Raw genomic sequence first — 17,129 nt, 5'->3', positions numbered from 1 at the left:
CTTGTACCTGTGGTCGACCGCGGGTCACACGGGACCGGCGGCGGCTCATTCGAGGTCGTCAACCATGGCGAACAGGTCCTCGTCCGCGGCGTCCTCCAGGTCGGACAGTTCCTTCTCGAGTTGCTCGTCGCGCACGTGGGCGGCCGGTGGAGCACCGCCGACGAGCTGCCGGATCCGGTCCACCGCGTCCGGGGCGAGCCCTCCGTGCCGCATCAGTGTCTCCAACTGGTCGAGAAGCGGAGCGGCCTGCCGGGCCGCCACGATGGTGCGCAGGTTGTCTGCCAGCTGGGCCGGCGTCGGATGGTCGAACACCAGCGTGGCCGGCAGCTGTTCCCCGGTGACGGCCGTCAGCCGGTTGCGCAGCTCCACCGCCGTCAGCGAGTCGAGACCGAGATCGGTGAACAGCACGTCGGAGGCGATGGCCGACACCCCGTCGTGTCCCAGCGCGGCGGCGACCTCGCGGCGGACGAGGTCGAGCACGGCGCCCGGCTGGTCCCAGGCGACGTGGGTCCGCGTCCGGGTCGCCGGCGGAACCGCGCCGGCGCGCACGGCGGCCGGTCGGGGCGCGAGGCCCCTCAGCACCGAGGCCGGGTTCGGGGCGGCGCCGAGCGTGGCCCGGTCGACCCCGGTGACGGCGAACACCGGGATACGGCCGTCGGCAGTCACCGGGTCGGAGATGCCCGCGGTGGCGATGTCGAAGGCCCGCAGTGCGTCCGCCACCTCCACCGGGCGCAGCCCGAGCGCGTGGATCCGCCTCAGGTCCGTCTCGGACAGCCGGTCGCCCATTCCGGCCTCCCACAGCCCCCAAGCCAGCGAGACGGTGGGCAGCCCGAGCGAGGTGCGGTACTCGGCCAGGGCGTCCAGGAAAGTGTTCCCTGCCGCGTAGTTGGCCTGGCCGGCCGTGCCGAGCAGCCCGGCGATCGAGGAGTACAGCACCAGGGGTCGGTCGCCGGCTGCCTCGTGCAGATGCCACGCCGCGTCGATCTTGGGCCGCAGGACGGCGTCGACCTGGTCGGGCGAGAGTCCGACCAGCGTGCCGTCGGCCAGCGTTCCGGCGGCGTGCGCGAAGGCGACGGGCCGGTACCGGGCGACGACGTCGGCCACTGCCTCACGGTCGGTCACGTCACAGGCCACCGCGTGGACCTCGACGCCGGCGTCCGTGCCGCCGATGTCCGGAGCCTTTCCGCTCCGGCTCACCAGCAGCAGCGAGCGGGCGCCGTGCCGTGCCACCAGGTGCCGGGCCAGCTCCGTCCCCAGCGCGCCGGTCGCTCCGGTGATCATCACGGTGCCCTCGTTCCAGGGCACCGCCGCACCGGCCGCGTCCTGCACGCCGTCCGACCCGGTCCCGGCCGTTGGCCGGTACGGGACCAGCCGGGGAACGAGGAGTTCGCCGTCCTGGACCCGCACCTCCTGCTCGTCCAGGTCGCCGACCGAGGCCAGGAGTTCCCGGACGGAATCCCGGACGTCGGCGGAGCCGTCCGTGTCGGGGCGGTCCACCAGCAGGAACCGTCCGGGGTGTTCGGTCGCGGCGCTGAGGACCAGGCCACGGACGCCGGCATGGGCCAGATCGGATCCGACGACGACCGCGAGCCGTCCCCCGGCGTCGCCGTCCAGCCAGTCGCGCAGCACACCGAGCGTGTGGTGGACGGCGTGCCGGGCCCGCTGCGGCAGGTCGCCTGCGCCGGTCTCGACCCGCACCACCGTGGGGGCGGTGCCGTCCGAGGGCACGCCGGACACCTCAGGCCCGCGCCAGACAGGGGTGTACAGCAGGTTCTCGCCCGCGGCGCCGGACGGGAGAGCGGGGATCGGGCGCAGCACCAATGCGTCCACCTCCGCCACGACGAGGCCGTCCTCGCCGGTCACCAGCAGGCGCACCGCGTCGGGACCCGTGGGAGTGAGGCGGGCCCGCAGGACCGCGCCGCCGGCGGTCGGGGCGGGCGCGTGGAACCGCACCCCGCTCCAGGCGAAGGGCAGTGAGGCCGGCCGGTCGTCGCCCTCGACGCCGGGCAACAGCGCGTGCAGGACGGCGTCCAGCAGTGCCGGGTGCACGGTGAACCCCGCCGTCGAGAACGCCGGCTCCGTCGGGACCTCGACCTCGGCGAACAGTTCGTCGCCGCACCGGTGCAGCGCACACAGCCCCCTGAAGACGGGGCCGTACACGTAGCCGTGTTCCGCGACACGCCGGTACATGCCGGTGAGATCGATCTCGGTCAGCTCCTCCGGCCACGGCTCGGCCTCGGGAACCGGCCCGGGCCCCTCCTGAAGCAGGATCCCGGCCGCGTGCCGGGTCCACGGGAGGTCGTCGGAGCCGGCGTCCGCGCTCCGCGAGTACAGCGTGACCGCGGTGCCGTCGACCACCAACTGAAGGGTGAGCGCGCCGGTCTCCGGGACGACCACCGGTTCGGTGACGGTGAACTCCGCGATCGCGCCCGTCGACGCGGCCAGCTCGACCAGCGCCGTACCGGGCACGACCACGGTGCCCCGCACCCGGTGGTCGGCCAGCCACGGGTGCGTGGCCAGCGACAGCCGTCCGGTCGACACGGTGACGCCGCCTTCCGCCGCGAGGTCGACCGCCGCGCCGAGCAATGGGTGCCTCGCGGCACGCAGACCGGCGCCGGTCACGTCGGCCCGTCCGGCCGGAGCGAGCCAGAAACGCCTACGGCCGAACGCGTAGGTGGGCACGTCGACCGGCTCCGCGCCGGGGAACACCGCCCTCCAGTCGATCCGGACGCCCCGGGTGAACAGGGTGCCGAGCGCGCCGGCGGCGCAGTCCGCCTCGGACCGGCCGTGCCGCCGGAGAGGCACGGCGACCGGGCCGTCGTCCTCCCCGGCGGGGAAGCCGGCGGCGATCATGCCGGTCAGTACCGCGTCGGGGCCCACCTCCAGTACGGTGCGCACGCCCTCGTCCCGGGCGGCCAGCACCGCGTCGTGGAACCGGACGGTGGCCCGGACCTGCGCCACCCAGTACTCCGGGTCGGTCCACTCCCCGGCGTGCCGGCCGGTGACCGTGGAGAGCGCGGGGATCTCCACGGTCCGGTAGGTGAGTTCACGGGCGACCGCCCGGAAGTCGTCCAGCATCGGCTCCATCAGCGGAGAGTGGAAGGCGTGACTGACCGTGAGCCGCTTGGTGCGCCGGCCCCGGCCGGAGAAGTGCTCCTCGACGAAGGCCAGCAGGGGCTCCTCGGCGCCGGACAGGACGACCGAGGTGGGGCCGTTGATCGCGGCTACCGCCACCGCGGCGGGCAGTTCCAGCTCGTCCAGTTCGGCGGCGGCCGCCTCAACGGCGACCATCGCGCCGCCACGGGGAAGTGCCTGCATCAGGGCGCCGCGGGCCGCGACCAGCCGGGCCGCGTCGGGCAGCGTCAGTACACCGGCGACGTGGGCCGCGGCCAGCTCTCCGACCGAATGGCCGAAGACCACGTCGGGCCGGATCCCCCACGACTCCACCAGGCGGAACAGCGCCACCTCGACGGCGAACAGCGCGGGCTGTGCCGTGCCGGTCTCGTCCAGGCCGTCCCCGTCGGCGATCGCCGCCCGGACCCTCGCCTGCAGGGCGGTGTCGAAGTGCGCGCAGACCTCGTCGAACGCCGAGGCGAACACCGGGTGCGCGGCGGCCAGCTCAAGCCCCATGCCGATGCGCTGCGCGCCCTGCCCGGTGAACGCGAAGGCCAGCCGGCCTCCGACCGCACGGACCGCAACCGCCTTCCGCAGACCCGCCGGGCTCGTCGCCGCCATCCGGTACGGCAGAGCGGCACGGGTCGCCAGGGTGAACGACTCGTCCACCGTGGAGAGCGCCGCGACCCGCTCCGCCTGCTCCGCCAGGGCCTGCTCGGTACGGGCGGAGAGCACCCACGGAACCGGGACGGGCGGCGGACCGGCCGGCCGCTCAGGCGCCCGGGCCGGGACGGCCTCGGCCTCCTCGATGATCACGTGGGCGTTGGTTCCTCCGAACCCGAAGGAGGAGACGCCGGCCCGGCGTGGGTGTGCGCCCCGCGGCCACGGGCGGGCCTCCGTCAGCAGCTCGACGCCGCTCTCCGCCCAGTCGACGTGCCGGGACGGGGTGCCGACGTGCAGGGTGGCCGGGGCGAGCCCGTGCCGCATGGCCTGGACGACCTTGATGATCCCTCCGACACCCGCAGCCGCCTGGGCGTGCCCGATGTTCGACTTCAGCGACCCCAGCAGCAGCGGGTGCTCCCGCTCGCGACCGTAGGCGGCGATCACCGCCCGGGCCTCGATCGGGTCGCCCAGCCTGGTCCCCGTACCGTGTGCCTCCAAGAGGTCGACGTCGGCCGGGGCCAGGTCTGCGGAGTCGAGCGCGGCGCGGATCACCCGCTCCTGGGCGGGCCCGTTCGGGGCCGTCAGCCCGTTCGAGGCGCCGTCGGAGTTCACCGCCGAGCCGCGCAGCACGGCGAGCACCCGGTGTCCGTTGCTCTGGGCGTCCGACAGCTTCTCCAGCAGGAGCATGCCCGCGCCCTCGGACCATCCGGTGCCATCGGCGTCGTCGGAGAATGACTTGCACCGGCCGTCCTCGGACAGCCCGCGCAGCCGGGAGAACTCCACGAACGGCGTCGGCGTGGCCATCACGGTCGCGCCTCCCGCGACCGCGAACTCGCACTCGCCGCGGCGCAGCGCGCTCGCGGCCAGGTGGACGGCGACCAGCGAGGACGAGCACGCGGTGTCCACGGTGAGGGTCGGCCCCTCGAACCCGAAGGTGTAGGCGAGGCGGCCGGAGGCGATGCTGCCGGCGCTGCCGCTGTACAGGTAGCCCTGCACCCCCTCCGGTGGCAGGTCCGGCCGGGAGCCGTAGTCGCTGTACATGACACCGACGAACACGCCGGTCCGGCTGCCGCGCAGGGCCAGCGGGTCGAGACCGGCCTGCTCCACCGCCTCCCAGGTGGTCTCCAGCAGCTGCCGCTGCTGCGGGTCGACGGCGAGCGCTTCCCGCGGCGACAGCCCGAAGAACTCGGCGTCGAACCGGTCCGCGTCGTGCAGGAACCCGCCCCTGCGGGTGATGGAGGTGCCCGGGTGGTCCGGATCCGGGTGGTGGAGATCGGCCGGCCAGCCCCGGTTCACCGGGAACTCCGAGGTGGCGTCCCTGCCGTCGGCGACCAACTGCCACAGGTCCTGCGGCGAGGTGACACCGCCCGGGTAGCGGCAGGCCATGCCGACGATCGCGATCGGCTCGTCGTGGTGACCCCCGGCCGTCGCCGCACGGTCCCGGGTCGCGGACGCGGCCGGCCGCTCCGTGGCCCCGATCAGGCCGAGCAGGTGCTCGGTCAACGCGGCCGGGGTGGGGTGGTCGAACACCACGGTCGCGGACAGCCGTCGGCCGAGCGCGGTGCCGAGCCGGTTACGCAGCTCGACGGCCGTGAGGGAGTCGAACCCGAGCTCGCTGAACGAGCGGTGCTCCTCCACCTCGGACGGGTCCGCGTGGCCCAGCACCGCGGCGACCTGGACACGGACGAGGTCCGGGAGGTCGGCGACGACCTCGGGCGTGTCCGCGCCCGGCCCGCCCGGCGCGCCGTCCCCTGCCGCGGCCGCGGCGACGGGCGGGGGCCCGGACAGGTCCCGCAGCATTCCCGCGACGTCGGTCCGTCCCCTGAGCGCGGCGCGGTCGAACCTGGTCAGGGCGAGCACCGCGGCGCCGTCGCCGGCCACCACGTCGAGGGAGGCGTCGAACAGGGACAGCGCCTCCGCGGTGTCCAACGGGCGCAGGCCCGCGCGAGCCAGCCGCTGGAGGTCGACGTCGGTCAACTGCTCGGAGATGGCGCTGGTCTGCGCCCACAGGCCCCAGGCCAGGGAAACCGCGGGCCTGCCCAGCGCCCGGCGGTGCTCGGCCAGCGCGTCCAGGAAGGTGTTGGCCGCCGCGTAGTTCGCCTGTCCCGGAGTGCCGAGCAGCCCGGCGACCGACGAGTACAGGAACAAGGGCCGGTCACCCGCCAGTTCGTGCAGGTGCCAGGCCGCGTCCACCTTCGGGCCCAGCACCGCGTCGACCTGCTCGGTGGTCAGTCCGGTGAGGGTGGCGTCGGCGACGACGCCCGCGGTGTGCACCACCGCGGCCGGCCGGTGCGCGGCGAACACCCGCTCCAGGGCCTGCCGGTCGGTCACGTCGGCGGCCACCAGACTCACCTCGGCACCCAGCGCGGTCAGCTCGTCCCGCAGACGGGCCGCACCCGGTGCGGTCCCGCCCCGCCGGCTGACCAGCACCAGGTTCCGCACCCCGTGCCGGTCGACGAGGTGCCGGGCCAGCACGGTGCCCAGGGTTCCGGTCGCACCGGTGACCAGTACGGGGCCCGCGCCCAGGTCGACAACGGCGTCCGGGGCGGCCGCCGCGACACCGGCCGGGCGGGCCAGCCGCGGTACCAGGGTCCGGCCGTCGCGGAGCGCCAGTTCCGGTTCGGGGATCCGCAGCGCGTCCCCCAGTTCGGCCTCCCCGACGTCCGCCCCGGCCTCGACGAGCACGAACCTGCCCGGGTTCTCCGCCTGGGCGCTGCGGACCAGGCCGCGCACCGCGGCGTGCTCCGGGCCCGGTTCGACGACGAAGGCGTGCCGGTACCGGTCGTCCTCGGCCAGGACCGCCCGGAGCTCTACGAGAACCGAGTGCACCAGCGCCTTCGCCGCCGTCGGCACGTCCTGCTCGGGGAGACCGGCCGGGGTCCTCACGCGGTGGATGACGGCCGGCTCGAGGGCGGCGTCGGGGCTGGTGGCATCGCGCCAGACGACGGTGTGCATGCCCGCGGGCGCGCTGCTCCGCCCGACGGGCAGCAGCACCAGCTCGTCCACCGTCAGCACCGCCCGGCCTTCCCGGTCGTGGACCGTCAGGACCGCCGCGCCGCCGCGGACGGTGACCCGGGCGCTCAGCGCCGTAGCACCGGTCGCGTACCGGGTCACCCCGGTCCAGGAGAACGGCAGGACAGCCGGTGCGCCGGGGTCCACGACACCGGGGAGCAGCACATGCAGCACCGCGTCGAGCAGCGCCGGGTGCACGCCGTAGCGGCCTGCCTCGCTCCGGTACCGCTGTGGGAGTTCCACCTCGACGAAGCGGTCCTCGCCGGTGTGGCGCGCGGACCGCAGGCCCTGGAACGCCGGGCCGTAGTGGTAGCCGTGCTCGGCGAGCCGCTCGTACACGCCGGCCAGCTCCGCCTCGGCACCGGACGGTTCGGCCGCGGCCGGTTGGGGGGCCGCCTGCGGCCCGGAAGCGAGCACACCGTGGGCGTGCCGGGTCCACCCGTCCGGCGAGTCCGCCCCGGCGCCCGGCCGGGAGTGGATCAGCACCGGGCGGCTGCCGTCCGGCCCCGGGGCATCGACCCGGACCTGGACCGCCACGGTCTCCGCCTCGGGCACCACCAGCGGTGCGACGAAGGTCAGTTCCGCGACCGTCGGGCAGTCCACGCGGGACCCGGCGTACAGTGCCATGTCGAGCAGCGCCGTGCCGGGGACGAGGACCTCGTCGCGGATCCGGTGGTCGCCGATCCAGCCGCCCGCCCCGACCTCGCCGGTCAGCACGGTCGCCCCGTCGACGAGGGTGACCACGGTGTCCAGCAGCGGGTGCGCGTCGGACGGGTTCTCCAGCCAGTACCGGCGGTGCTGGAAGGGGTAGCGCGGCAGCGGCACAAGTCCGGTCGCCGGAAGCGCCGCCGACCAGTCGACGGGCACGCCCCGCACGTACAGGGCGCCGAGCGCGGCGAACGCGGTCTCCGCCTCGCCGCGCCCGGACCGCAGCATCGACACCGAGGCGCCGGGGTTCACGTCGGCGCCCTCGTCCGCGACCGCCTGCCCGACCATCGCGGTGAGCACCCCGTCCGGGCCGAGCTCGACGAACTCGGTGACGCCGTGCGCCCGTAGGGTCCGGACGCCGTCGAGGAACCGCACGGCTTGACGGACATGGGTGACCCAGTAGTCCGGCGACGTCAACTGCCCGACGGTGGCGAGCTCTCCTGTGACGTTCGAGACGACCGGGATCCGGGGCTCGTGGAAGGCGATGGTGTCCAGCGCGGAGCGGAAGTCCCCCAGCACCTCGTCCATGTGCGGCGAGTGGAAGGCATGGCTGACCGGGAGCCGCCGTGTCCGCCGGCCGCGGCCGGACCAGAGCCCGGCCATCGCGGTCACGGCGTCCTCGTCCCCGGACACCACCACGGCCCGGGGGCCGTTCACCCCGGCGATCTCCGCTCCGGTCACCAGGGAGTCACGCACCTCCTGTTCGGAGGCCTCCAGCGCGGCCATCGCCCCGTCGTCGCGGGCGGACTGCATGGTGGCCCCGCGTGCGGCGACCAGGCGGCAGGCGTCGGGCAGGTCGAACACGCCCGCCACGTGCGCCGCGGCCACCTCGCCGATCGAGTGCCCGAGGAGGTAGTCGGGGGTGACGCCGTGGTGCTCGGCGAACCGGTGGAGCGCCACCTCGACCGCGAACAACGCGGCCTGGGTGAACGCGGTCCGGTCGAGCAGTGCCGCGTCGGCGCTGTCGGGTTCGGCGAACAGGACGGCGGTCAGCGGCCGGTCGAGTGCCGGGTCGAGGTGGGCGGCCACCTCGTCGAGCGCGGCGCGGAAGACCTCGGACCGCTCGTACAGTTCGCGTCCCATCCCGGCCCGCTGCGCGCCCTGGCCGGTGAACAGGAAGGCCGTGGCGCCGCGGCCGGTTCCGTGACCCTGGACCACGCCCGTCGCGGCGGCGCCCGTCGCGACGGCGTCGAGGCCCCGCAGCAGGGAGTCCCGGTCGGCGCCGACGACGACGGCGCGCCGGTCCAGCTGGGCGCGGCGGAGCGCCAGCGTGCCGGCGACGTCCGGGAGGCCGACGTCCGGGTTCCGCTCCAGGTGGGCGCGCAGCTCCGCGGCGCGGGTGCGCAGGGCCTGGTCGGTCCGTGCCGACAGCAGCAGGGGCACCGGCGGCCGGCCGGGGCGGGACGGCTCGCCGGTGAGGGGCTCGGCCGCCCGGTCCACGCCCGGGACGGGTCCGGCCTGCTCGAGGATCACGTGAGCGTTGGTGCCGCTGATGCCGAACGCGGAGACCGCGGCCCGGCGCGGGCGGCCGAGGTCCGGCCACTCCCGCTCCTCGCCGAGCAGCTCGATCGCGCCCGCGGACCAGTCCACGTGCGGTGACGGCTCGCCCAGGTGCAGCGTCCGCGGCTGGATGCCGTGCCGCATCGCCTGGACCACCTTGATCACGCCGCCGACGCCTGCAGCGGCCTGGGCGTGTCCGAGGTTGGACTTCAGTGAGCCCAGCCGCACGGGCTCCTCGCGGTCCTGGCCGTAGGTCGCCAGCAGAGCCTGCGCCTCGATTGGATCACCGAGGCGGGTGCCGGTGCCGTGCGCCTCGACGAGGTCGACGTCACCGCCGGACAGATCGGCGTCGGCGAGCGCGGCGCGGATCACCCGCTCCTGCGAGGGTCCGTTCGGGGCGGTCAGGCCGTTGGAGGCTCCGTCGGAGTTCACCGCGGACCCGCGGAGCACCGCCAGCACCCGGTGTCCCCTCCGGCGGGCATCCTCCAGCCGCTCGACCAGCAGCAGGCCGACCCCCTCCGACCAGCCGGTGCCGTCGGCGTCGGCCGAGAAGGACTTGCAGCGCCCGTCCCCGGAGAGCCCCTTCTGCCGGGAGAACTCCACGAATGTGCCAGGCCCGGACATGACGGTGACACCGCCGGCCAGGGCGAGATCCACCTCCCCCGAGCGCAGCGCGTTCGCGGCCAGGTGCAGCGCGACCAGTGAGGACGAGCACGCGGTGTCCACGGTGATCGCCGGCCCCTCCAGGCCGTAACTGTAGGCCAGCCGGCCGGAGACCACGCTGGAGGTGTTGCCGGCCAGCACGAAGCCCTCCACCTCGCGCGGGGTGGCCGGCAGCCGCGACGCGTAGTCGTCGTACATCACGCCGGTGAACACACCGGTCCGGCTGCCCCGCAGGCCCGACGGGTCGATGCCGGCGTCCTCGAAGGTCTCCCACGCCGTCTCCAGCAGCAGCCGCTGCTGCGGATCGGTGGCGAGCGCCTCCCGCGGCGACATGTCGAAGAACGCCGCGTCGAACAGGTCCGCGTCGTGCAGGAACCCCCCGTGCCGCGTGTAACTGGTGCCGAGGTGTTCCGGGTCGGGATGGTAGAGCCCGTCGAGGTCCCAGCCGCGGTTGTCCGGGAACTCGGAAATGGCGTCGCGTCCCTCCACCACCAGCTGCCACAGGTCGTCGGCCGAGCGGACACCACCGGGGTAGCGGCAGGCCATGCCGATGATGGCCAGCGGATCGTCGCCCCGGCCCCGGTTCCTGCGCCGCCGCGGGGTGCCGGTCCGCTCCCGGCCCGCGCCCTGGTCGTCGTCCTCGGCGAGGAAGGCGGCCAGGGCCCGCGGTGTGGGATGGTCGAAGACCAGAGTCGCGGGGAGCTGCCGGCCCGTGGCCGCGATCAGCCGGTTCCGCAGTTCGACGCCGGCCAGCGAGTCGAAGCCCTGCTCACGGAACGCCTTGCCCGCGTCGAGCACGGCCGGGTTGGGGAGCCCCAGCACCCCGGCCGTGGTCACCCGGACGAGTTCCTCTGCCTGCTGCGCCGTCAGTGTCCGCCCGGCGTGTGCGGCCTGCGCGGGACCGGTCGGCTTCCGGCGGCGCCGGACCAGACCGGAGAGCAGGACCGGCACGGCGTCCGCGTCCGGCAGCAGGGACGGCCGGAGCGCCGCGGGGACCGGCAGTGCCGTGTCAGCCGCGTCGACGGTGTCCGCCGCGTTCGGTGACAGGGCCCGATCGAACAGGGCGAGGCCCTGCTCCGCGGTCAGCGGCTCCACGCCGGAACGCGCCCAGCGGTCCAGGTCGGCGGCGCCGAGGGACTGCCCCATGCCCTCTTCCCACAGCCCCCACGCCAGGGACGTCCCGGGCAGGCCGAGGGCACGGCGGTGCGCGGCCAACGCGTCCAGGTAGGTGTTCGCGGCCGCGTAGTTGCCCTGGCCGGCGGTGCCGAGCAGGCCGGAGATCGAGGAGAACAGGACGAAGGCGTCCAACTCCAGATCCGCGGTCAGCTCGTGCAGGTGCCGGGCGGCCTCCGCCTTGGCGGCCATGACCGTGCGGACGTGGCCCTCGGTCAGCGCCGGGATGGTGGCGTCGTCCAGCACTCCTGCGGCGTGGATCACCGCGGTCAGGGGCGCGTCCGCCGGCAGGCCGTCGACCAGCCCGGCCAGCGCGGCCCGGTCGGTCACATCGACGGCGACGACACGCGCGCCCTCCAGCTCGGCCGTCAGCTCGGCAGCGCCGGGCGCGTCTGGGCCGCGGCGGCTGACGAGGAGCAGGTTCCGCACACCGTGCCGGCGGTGGAGGTGCCGCGCGACCAGCGCGCCCAGCCCACCCGTGCCGCCGGTGACGAGGACCGTGCCCCGGGGGTTGCAGCCGAGTCCGGTCTCGGCGCCCGTGGCGTCGGCCGGGGAGGACCTGGTGATGCGGGGTACCAGCAATGCCCCGTCGCGGAGGGCCAGTTGCGGCTCCCCGCTCCGCACGGCCGCTTCGACCGCCTCCGCCGCCGGGGTGAGGTCCGCCGAATCGGCCGCCCCGGCGAGGTCCACCACGACGACCTGGTCCGGGTACTCGCTCTGGGCGGTGCGCACCAGACCCCACACCGCGCCGGCGGCCGGGTCGGCGACACCCTCGCCCGGCGCGGCCGACACCGCGTTCCGGGTGACGAGGACCAGCCGTTCGTCCGGGTCGTGCTCGGCGGCCAACCAGTCACGGACCGCCCCCAGCGCGGCGAGGGCCGCGGCCGTCGGGTCGCCGTCCGGGGGGACCTCGACGACGGTGGGTCGGAGCGCACCGGCGGCGTCCGCACCCGTGGCGCTCCGGGGCCGCCAGGACAGCTCGTACATCGGGACGGCGTCGGTGGCCGCCCCCGACGCCCGGAGTGCCAGCGCGTCCACGGAGGCCACCGGCGCACCGGTCGGGTCGGCGAACAGCAGCTCGTACGTGTCGCCTCCGGCCGGGGTGATCCGGACACGGAACTCGGTCCCGCCGGTCGAGCCTGCGTGCAGGCGGACCCCGCTCCACGCGAACGGCAGCCGAGTCCCCTCCCCTCCGTCGACCAGGCCGAGCACGATGGGGTGCAGCGCCGCGTCCGCCAGGGCCGGGTGCAGCAGGAAACCCTGATCCGCGGCGAAGTGCCCGTCCGGGACGCCGACCTCGGCGTACACCGTGTCCCCGTCGCGGTACACGGCCCGCAGCCCGCGGAACACGCCGTGGTAGTCGTAGCCGCGCTCGGCGAGGAGCGCGTAGGCGTCCTCCACGGGTACCGGGTCGCCGGCGGGCGGCCAGTCGAGCCGGTCCTCCGCGCCGGAGTCCAGCCCCGCGCCGGCGTCACCGAGCAGGCCGGACGCGTGCCGGGTCCAGTCCTGTTCGCCCTCCCGGCGGGAGTGGATCGCCAGCTGCCGTTCCCGCACGGTGACCTGGAGTTCGACGGAGCCGGAGGTGGGAAGCCGCAGAGGGCTCTCCAGGGTCAGGTCCGCCACCTCGGGCAGACCCACCCGTTCGCCGGCGAACAGCGCCATCTCCAACAACACCGTTCCCGGCAGCAGGACCGAACCGTCGATGACGTGTCCGGCGAGCCAGGGGTGGTCGTCCGCCGAGACGGTGCCCGCGAGCACCACCTCGTCCCGGTCGACCAGTTCCACGACCGAGTCGAGCAGCAGGTGCCCCGAGGCGCCGCGCGTGGGGCGCGGCGGCAGCCAGAAGCGGTCCCGACGGAAGGGGTGCGTGGGCTCCTCGCCCCGGACCCGGGCCAGAGCGGCCGCGAGGACGTCCGCCTCGGACCCGGCGGACCGGCTGAGCGGGACGGCCCGCCGGACGCCCGCGGACCGGAGCAACGGGGTGAGCGCCGCCGACGGCCCGATCTCGACGAACAGGCCGGCGCCGGCCTCGCGCAGGGCCGACACCGCGTCGTGGAACCGCACGGTGGCGCGGATCTGGGTGACCCAGTGCTCGGCGTACCCGGAGGGGTCGGCGGGCAGGGGGAGCCCGGTCACGGTGGAGATCACGGGAATCCGCGGCGGCCGGTGACCGACCGTCTCGGCCACCGCCCGGAACTCGTCGAGCACGTCGTCCATGTGGGGCGAGTGGAAGGCGTGGCTGACCGTCAGCCGGGTGACCCTGCGGCCTCGTTCGCGCCAGCCGGCCGCGGCGGCCTCGGTGGCCTCGGCGTCTCCGGCGAGCACCACCGACACCGGACCGTTCACCGCGGCCACCACGACCCCGTCGGCCAGGGTCTCGGCGACCTCGGTCTCGGTGGCCTCCACCGCGATCATCGCGCCGCCGGAACGGGCCTGCTGCATCAGCCGGCCACGGGCGGCCACCAGCTTCGCCGCGTCCTCGAGCGAGAACACACCGGCCACATAGGCGGCGGCGAGCTCGCCGATGGAGTGGCCCGCCAGCATGTCGGCGTCCAGGCCCTGCCCGGCGGCGAGTTCGGCCAGCGCCACCTCGAAGGCGAACAGCGCCGGCTGGGTGTAACGGGTCTGGTTCAGCTCCGTCGCGGCGTCGGGGCCGTCACTGAACATCAGGTCCTTCAGCGGCCGGTCCAGATGGCGGTCAAACGCTGTGCACACCTCGTCGAGCGCTCGCGCGAAGACCGGGAACCGCGCGTACAGTTCTCGGCCCATGCCGGGCCGCTGCGCCCCCTGGCCGGTGAACACCAGCGCCGTGGGGGTCCGCTCGCCCTCCTCAAGGACCACATGGGCGTTGGTTCCGCTGATGCCGAAGGCGGACACGGCGGCGCGCAGCGGCCGGCCCCCGCGCTCCCAGCCGCGGGCCCGCGTCAGCAGTTCGACCCGGCCCGACTCCCAGTCGACCCGGGAGGTGGGGACGTCGACGTGCAGGGTGCGCGGCAAGACCTCGTGCCGCATGGCCTGGACGGCTTTGATCACGCCGGCGACGCCGGCGGCGGCCTGGGCGTGACCGATGTTCGACTTGAGCGAGCCCAGGTACAGCGGGACGTCGCGGTCCTGTCCGTAGGTGGCGAGGATCGCGTCGGCCTCGATCGGGTCGCCGAGCGAGGTGCCGGTGCCGTGCGCCTCCAGGAGGTCGACGTCGGCACCGGTCAGGCCGGCGTCCTCCAGCGCGGTGCTGATCAGCCGCTGCTGGGACAGGCCGCTGGGCGCGGTCAGCCCGTTGGACGAGCCGTCCGAGTTGATCGCCGTTCCACGGATCACCGCGAGGACCGGGTGGCCGCTGCGCCGGGCGTCCGAAAGCCGCTCCAGCACGAGCATTCCGACACCCTCGGACCAGCCGGTGCCGTCCGCGTCCGCCGAGAACGGCTTGCACCGCCCGTCGGCCGCCAGCCCGTGCTGGCGGGAGAACTCCTCGAACATGCCCGGAGTGGCCATCACGGTCACCCCGCCGGCGACCGCCGCGGACGCCTCGCCGGCGCGCAGGGCGCGTACCGCCAGGTGAAGGGCGACCAGGGAGGACGAGCAGGCCGTGTCCACGGTGAGCGTCGGTCCCACGAAGCCGAGTTGGTAGGCGATCCGGCCCGACAGCACGCTGGGGGTGGTCCCGGTGAGGACGTAGCCCTTGACGTCCTCGTCGGCCTCGTGCATCCGCGGGCCGTAGTCGGATGCGGTGCCGCCGACGAACACGCCGGTGCGGCTGCCCCGCAGCGACTTCGGGTCGATGCCGGCCCGTTCCAGGGCCTCCCAGGTGGTCTGCAGCAGCAGCCGCTGCTGCGGGTCCATGGCCAGTGCCTCTCTGGGGGAGATGCCGAAGAACTCCGCGTCGAACTCGGCGGCGGTGCCCAGGAAGCCGCCGACACGGGAGTAGCCCTCACCGGGCTGCCATCCGCGATCGGTCGGGAAGGCCCCGGTCACGTCCTGCTCGTCGGCCACCACACGCCACAGGTCCTCGGAGGAGGCGACGCCGCCCGGGAGGCGGCAGGCCATGCCGACGATCGCGATCGCGTCCCCAGCGCGCCCGGACCGCCGGTCCGGCCGCCCCGCCGGGACCGTCGGGTGCGCGCTCCCTTCCGCGTGAACCGGGCCGGTTCCGGTGAAGTAGCCGATCAGGTCCCGGGGAGTGGGGTGGTCGAACAGCAGGCCGCCGGGCAGCGGACGTCCGGTGGCGGTGGTCAGGCTGTCGATGAGTTCGACCGTCATCAGCGACGAGAACCCGAGGTCCCGGAAGGTGGTGTCCAGTTCCACGTCGCCCGGGTCGGCGATGCCGAGGGCCGCCGCCACCTGGTGCGTGACCAGGGCCGCCGGATCCGCGCCGGACTCGCCCGTGCCGAGGTCCTCGGCGCCCCGTGCGGGGATGAGGGCCTCGCCGGTCCAGAACCGCTCCCGCTGGAACGGGTAGCCCGGCAGCCGGACCCGCTCGGCCCGGACGTCCGCGAACGCCGGCAGCCAGTCGACGTCCTCGCCGCCGACGAACGCCGCCGCGAGCCCGGTCAGCAGCGCGGTCCGCTCGTCGGCCGGCTCGTCCGCCGGTTCGGCGCCGGGCAGGGGCGTCGTGATCGCGTGCGGCGCGGGCCGGTCCTCCGCGAGGGCGTCGAGGCCGCTGCGCAGGTCGTCGGCGTCGGAGGCGAGAACCACGGCCCGGTGCCGGAACGCCGTCCTGGTCGTCGCCAGGGAGAAGCCGAGGTCCTGCGGTGGGAGACCGGTGTCGCGCAGCAGGGCGGCGTGCGCCCGCAGCGCGGCCGGGGTCCGGCCCGAGACGGGTACCGGCACCGGCACCGGCCGAGTGTCCGGCTCGGGCCCGGTGTCCGGCTCGGGCCCGGTGTCCGGCTCGGGCCCGGTGTCCGGCTCGGGCCCGGTGTCCGGCAGCGGCACGGCCGCGGGGCGGTCGGCGGCCGGCGGTTCGCTCAGGATCACGTGGGCGTTCGTGCCGCCCATCCCGAAGGACGAGACGCCGGCGATCAGCGGCCGGTCGGGGTGCGGCCAGTCGCGCAGGTCCGTGTTGACCCGCAGCCCGAGATCGTCGAACGGGATGTCCGGGTTGGGAGTGGCGAAGTCCAGGCTCGCGGGCAGGCGCCGGTGCCGGATGCCGAGCACCGCCTTGAGCATGCCGGTGATGCCGGCGGCGCCCTCCAGGTGCCCGATGTTGGTCTTGACCGACCCCACCAACAAGGGGTCCTCCCCCGCGACGACCGCGTCCGCGCGTCGCTCCGCGAAGGCCGCGCCCAGCGCCGCCGCCTCGACCGGGTCGCCGACCGGGGTGCCGGTCCCGTGGAGCTCGACGTACTGCACCTGGTCCGCGGTGATCCCGGAACGCCGCAGCGCGGCCCGGATCACCCGCTCCTGCGCCTGCGGGCTGGGCACGGTCAGACCGGGGGTGGCACCGTCGTTGTTGACGGCGCTGCCGCGCACCACGGCATAGACGTCGTCCCCGTCGGCGAGGGCCGCCGACAGGGGCTTGAGCACCATGGCCACCGCGCCCTCGCCGCGGACGTAGCCGTTGGCCCGGGCGTCGAACACGTAACTGCGGCCGTCCGGGGACAGACCTCCGAACCGCTGCGCGCCCAGCGCGCCCTCCGCGAGGAGATTGAGGTTCACGCCCGCCGCGATGGCGATCGGCGACTCGCCCGACCGCACGCTCTGCGCGGCCAGATGGACCGCGACCAGCGACGACGACTGGGCCGTGTCCACCACCACGCTGGGGCCGCGCAGGTCCAGGGCGTAGGAGACCCGGTTGGCGATGACCCCTCGGTGCACACCGGTGTTGGTGTGCTGGGTGATCGTGCCGTCGCCACCGCTCAGCACCAGACCGGCGTAGTCGTCGCGGAGCGACCCCACGAACACGGAGGCGGCCGAGCCGGCCAGACCGGCGGGAACGATGCCGGCGTCCTCCAGCGCCGTCCAGGCCAGCTCCAGCACGAGACGCTGCTGCGGGTCCATTGCCGCGGCTTCCCGGGGGGAAATGCCGAAGAAAGCGGCGTCGAAGTCCCCGATTCCTTCCAGAAACGCTCCGAAACGCGCCCCGCCGTCGTTCCGGACCGAATCAGATATCCCCTGCCGACGGTCGAGAGGAACTTCGGTTATCGCATTGCGACTGTCGCTGAGGAGATTCCAGAATTCCGCCGTGCCCGTTGATCCGGGCAAGCGACAGGACATTCCGACGATCGCCACCGATTCGTCATGACCGTCCTTGTGCCCGTCATGCCATGTCGCCATCTGAACAGCTCTTTCCTTCGTCGTCC

Annotated in this window: 1 protein-coding gene; it reads right to left on the bottom strand. The window is 74.8% G+C overall.

The window, feature by feature from the left end:
- Nucleotides 1-45: 45 nt before the first annotated feature.
- Nucleotides 46-17,103 (bottom strand): SDR family NAD(P)-dependent oxidoreductase, encoded by a 17,058-nt coding sequence (locus ACWH4W_RS14860; RefSeq protein ID WP_473076196.1) that lies wholly within the window; start codon nucleotides 17,101-17,103, stop codon nucleotides 46-48.
- Nucleotides 17,104-17,129 lie beyond the last annotated feature (26 nt).

The sequence above is a fragment of the Streptomyces sp. DSM 120436 genome, from assembly GCF_055778765.1.
Note: the sequence above shows the minus strand (reverse complement) of the source record. Positions and strands in the feature narration are given on the sequence as shown.

What these genes read in the sequence shown, in the direction of transcription:
- ACWH4W_RS14860 (WP_473076196.1), bottom strand. Translation starts at nt 17,103, where the DNA reads ATGGCGACATGGCATGACGGGCACAAGGACGGTCATGACGAATCGGTG.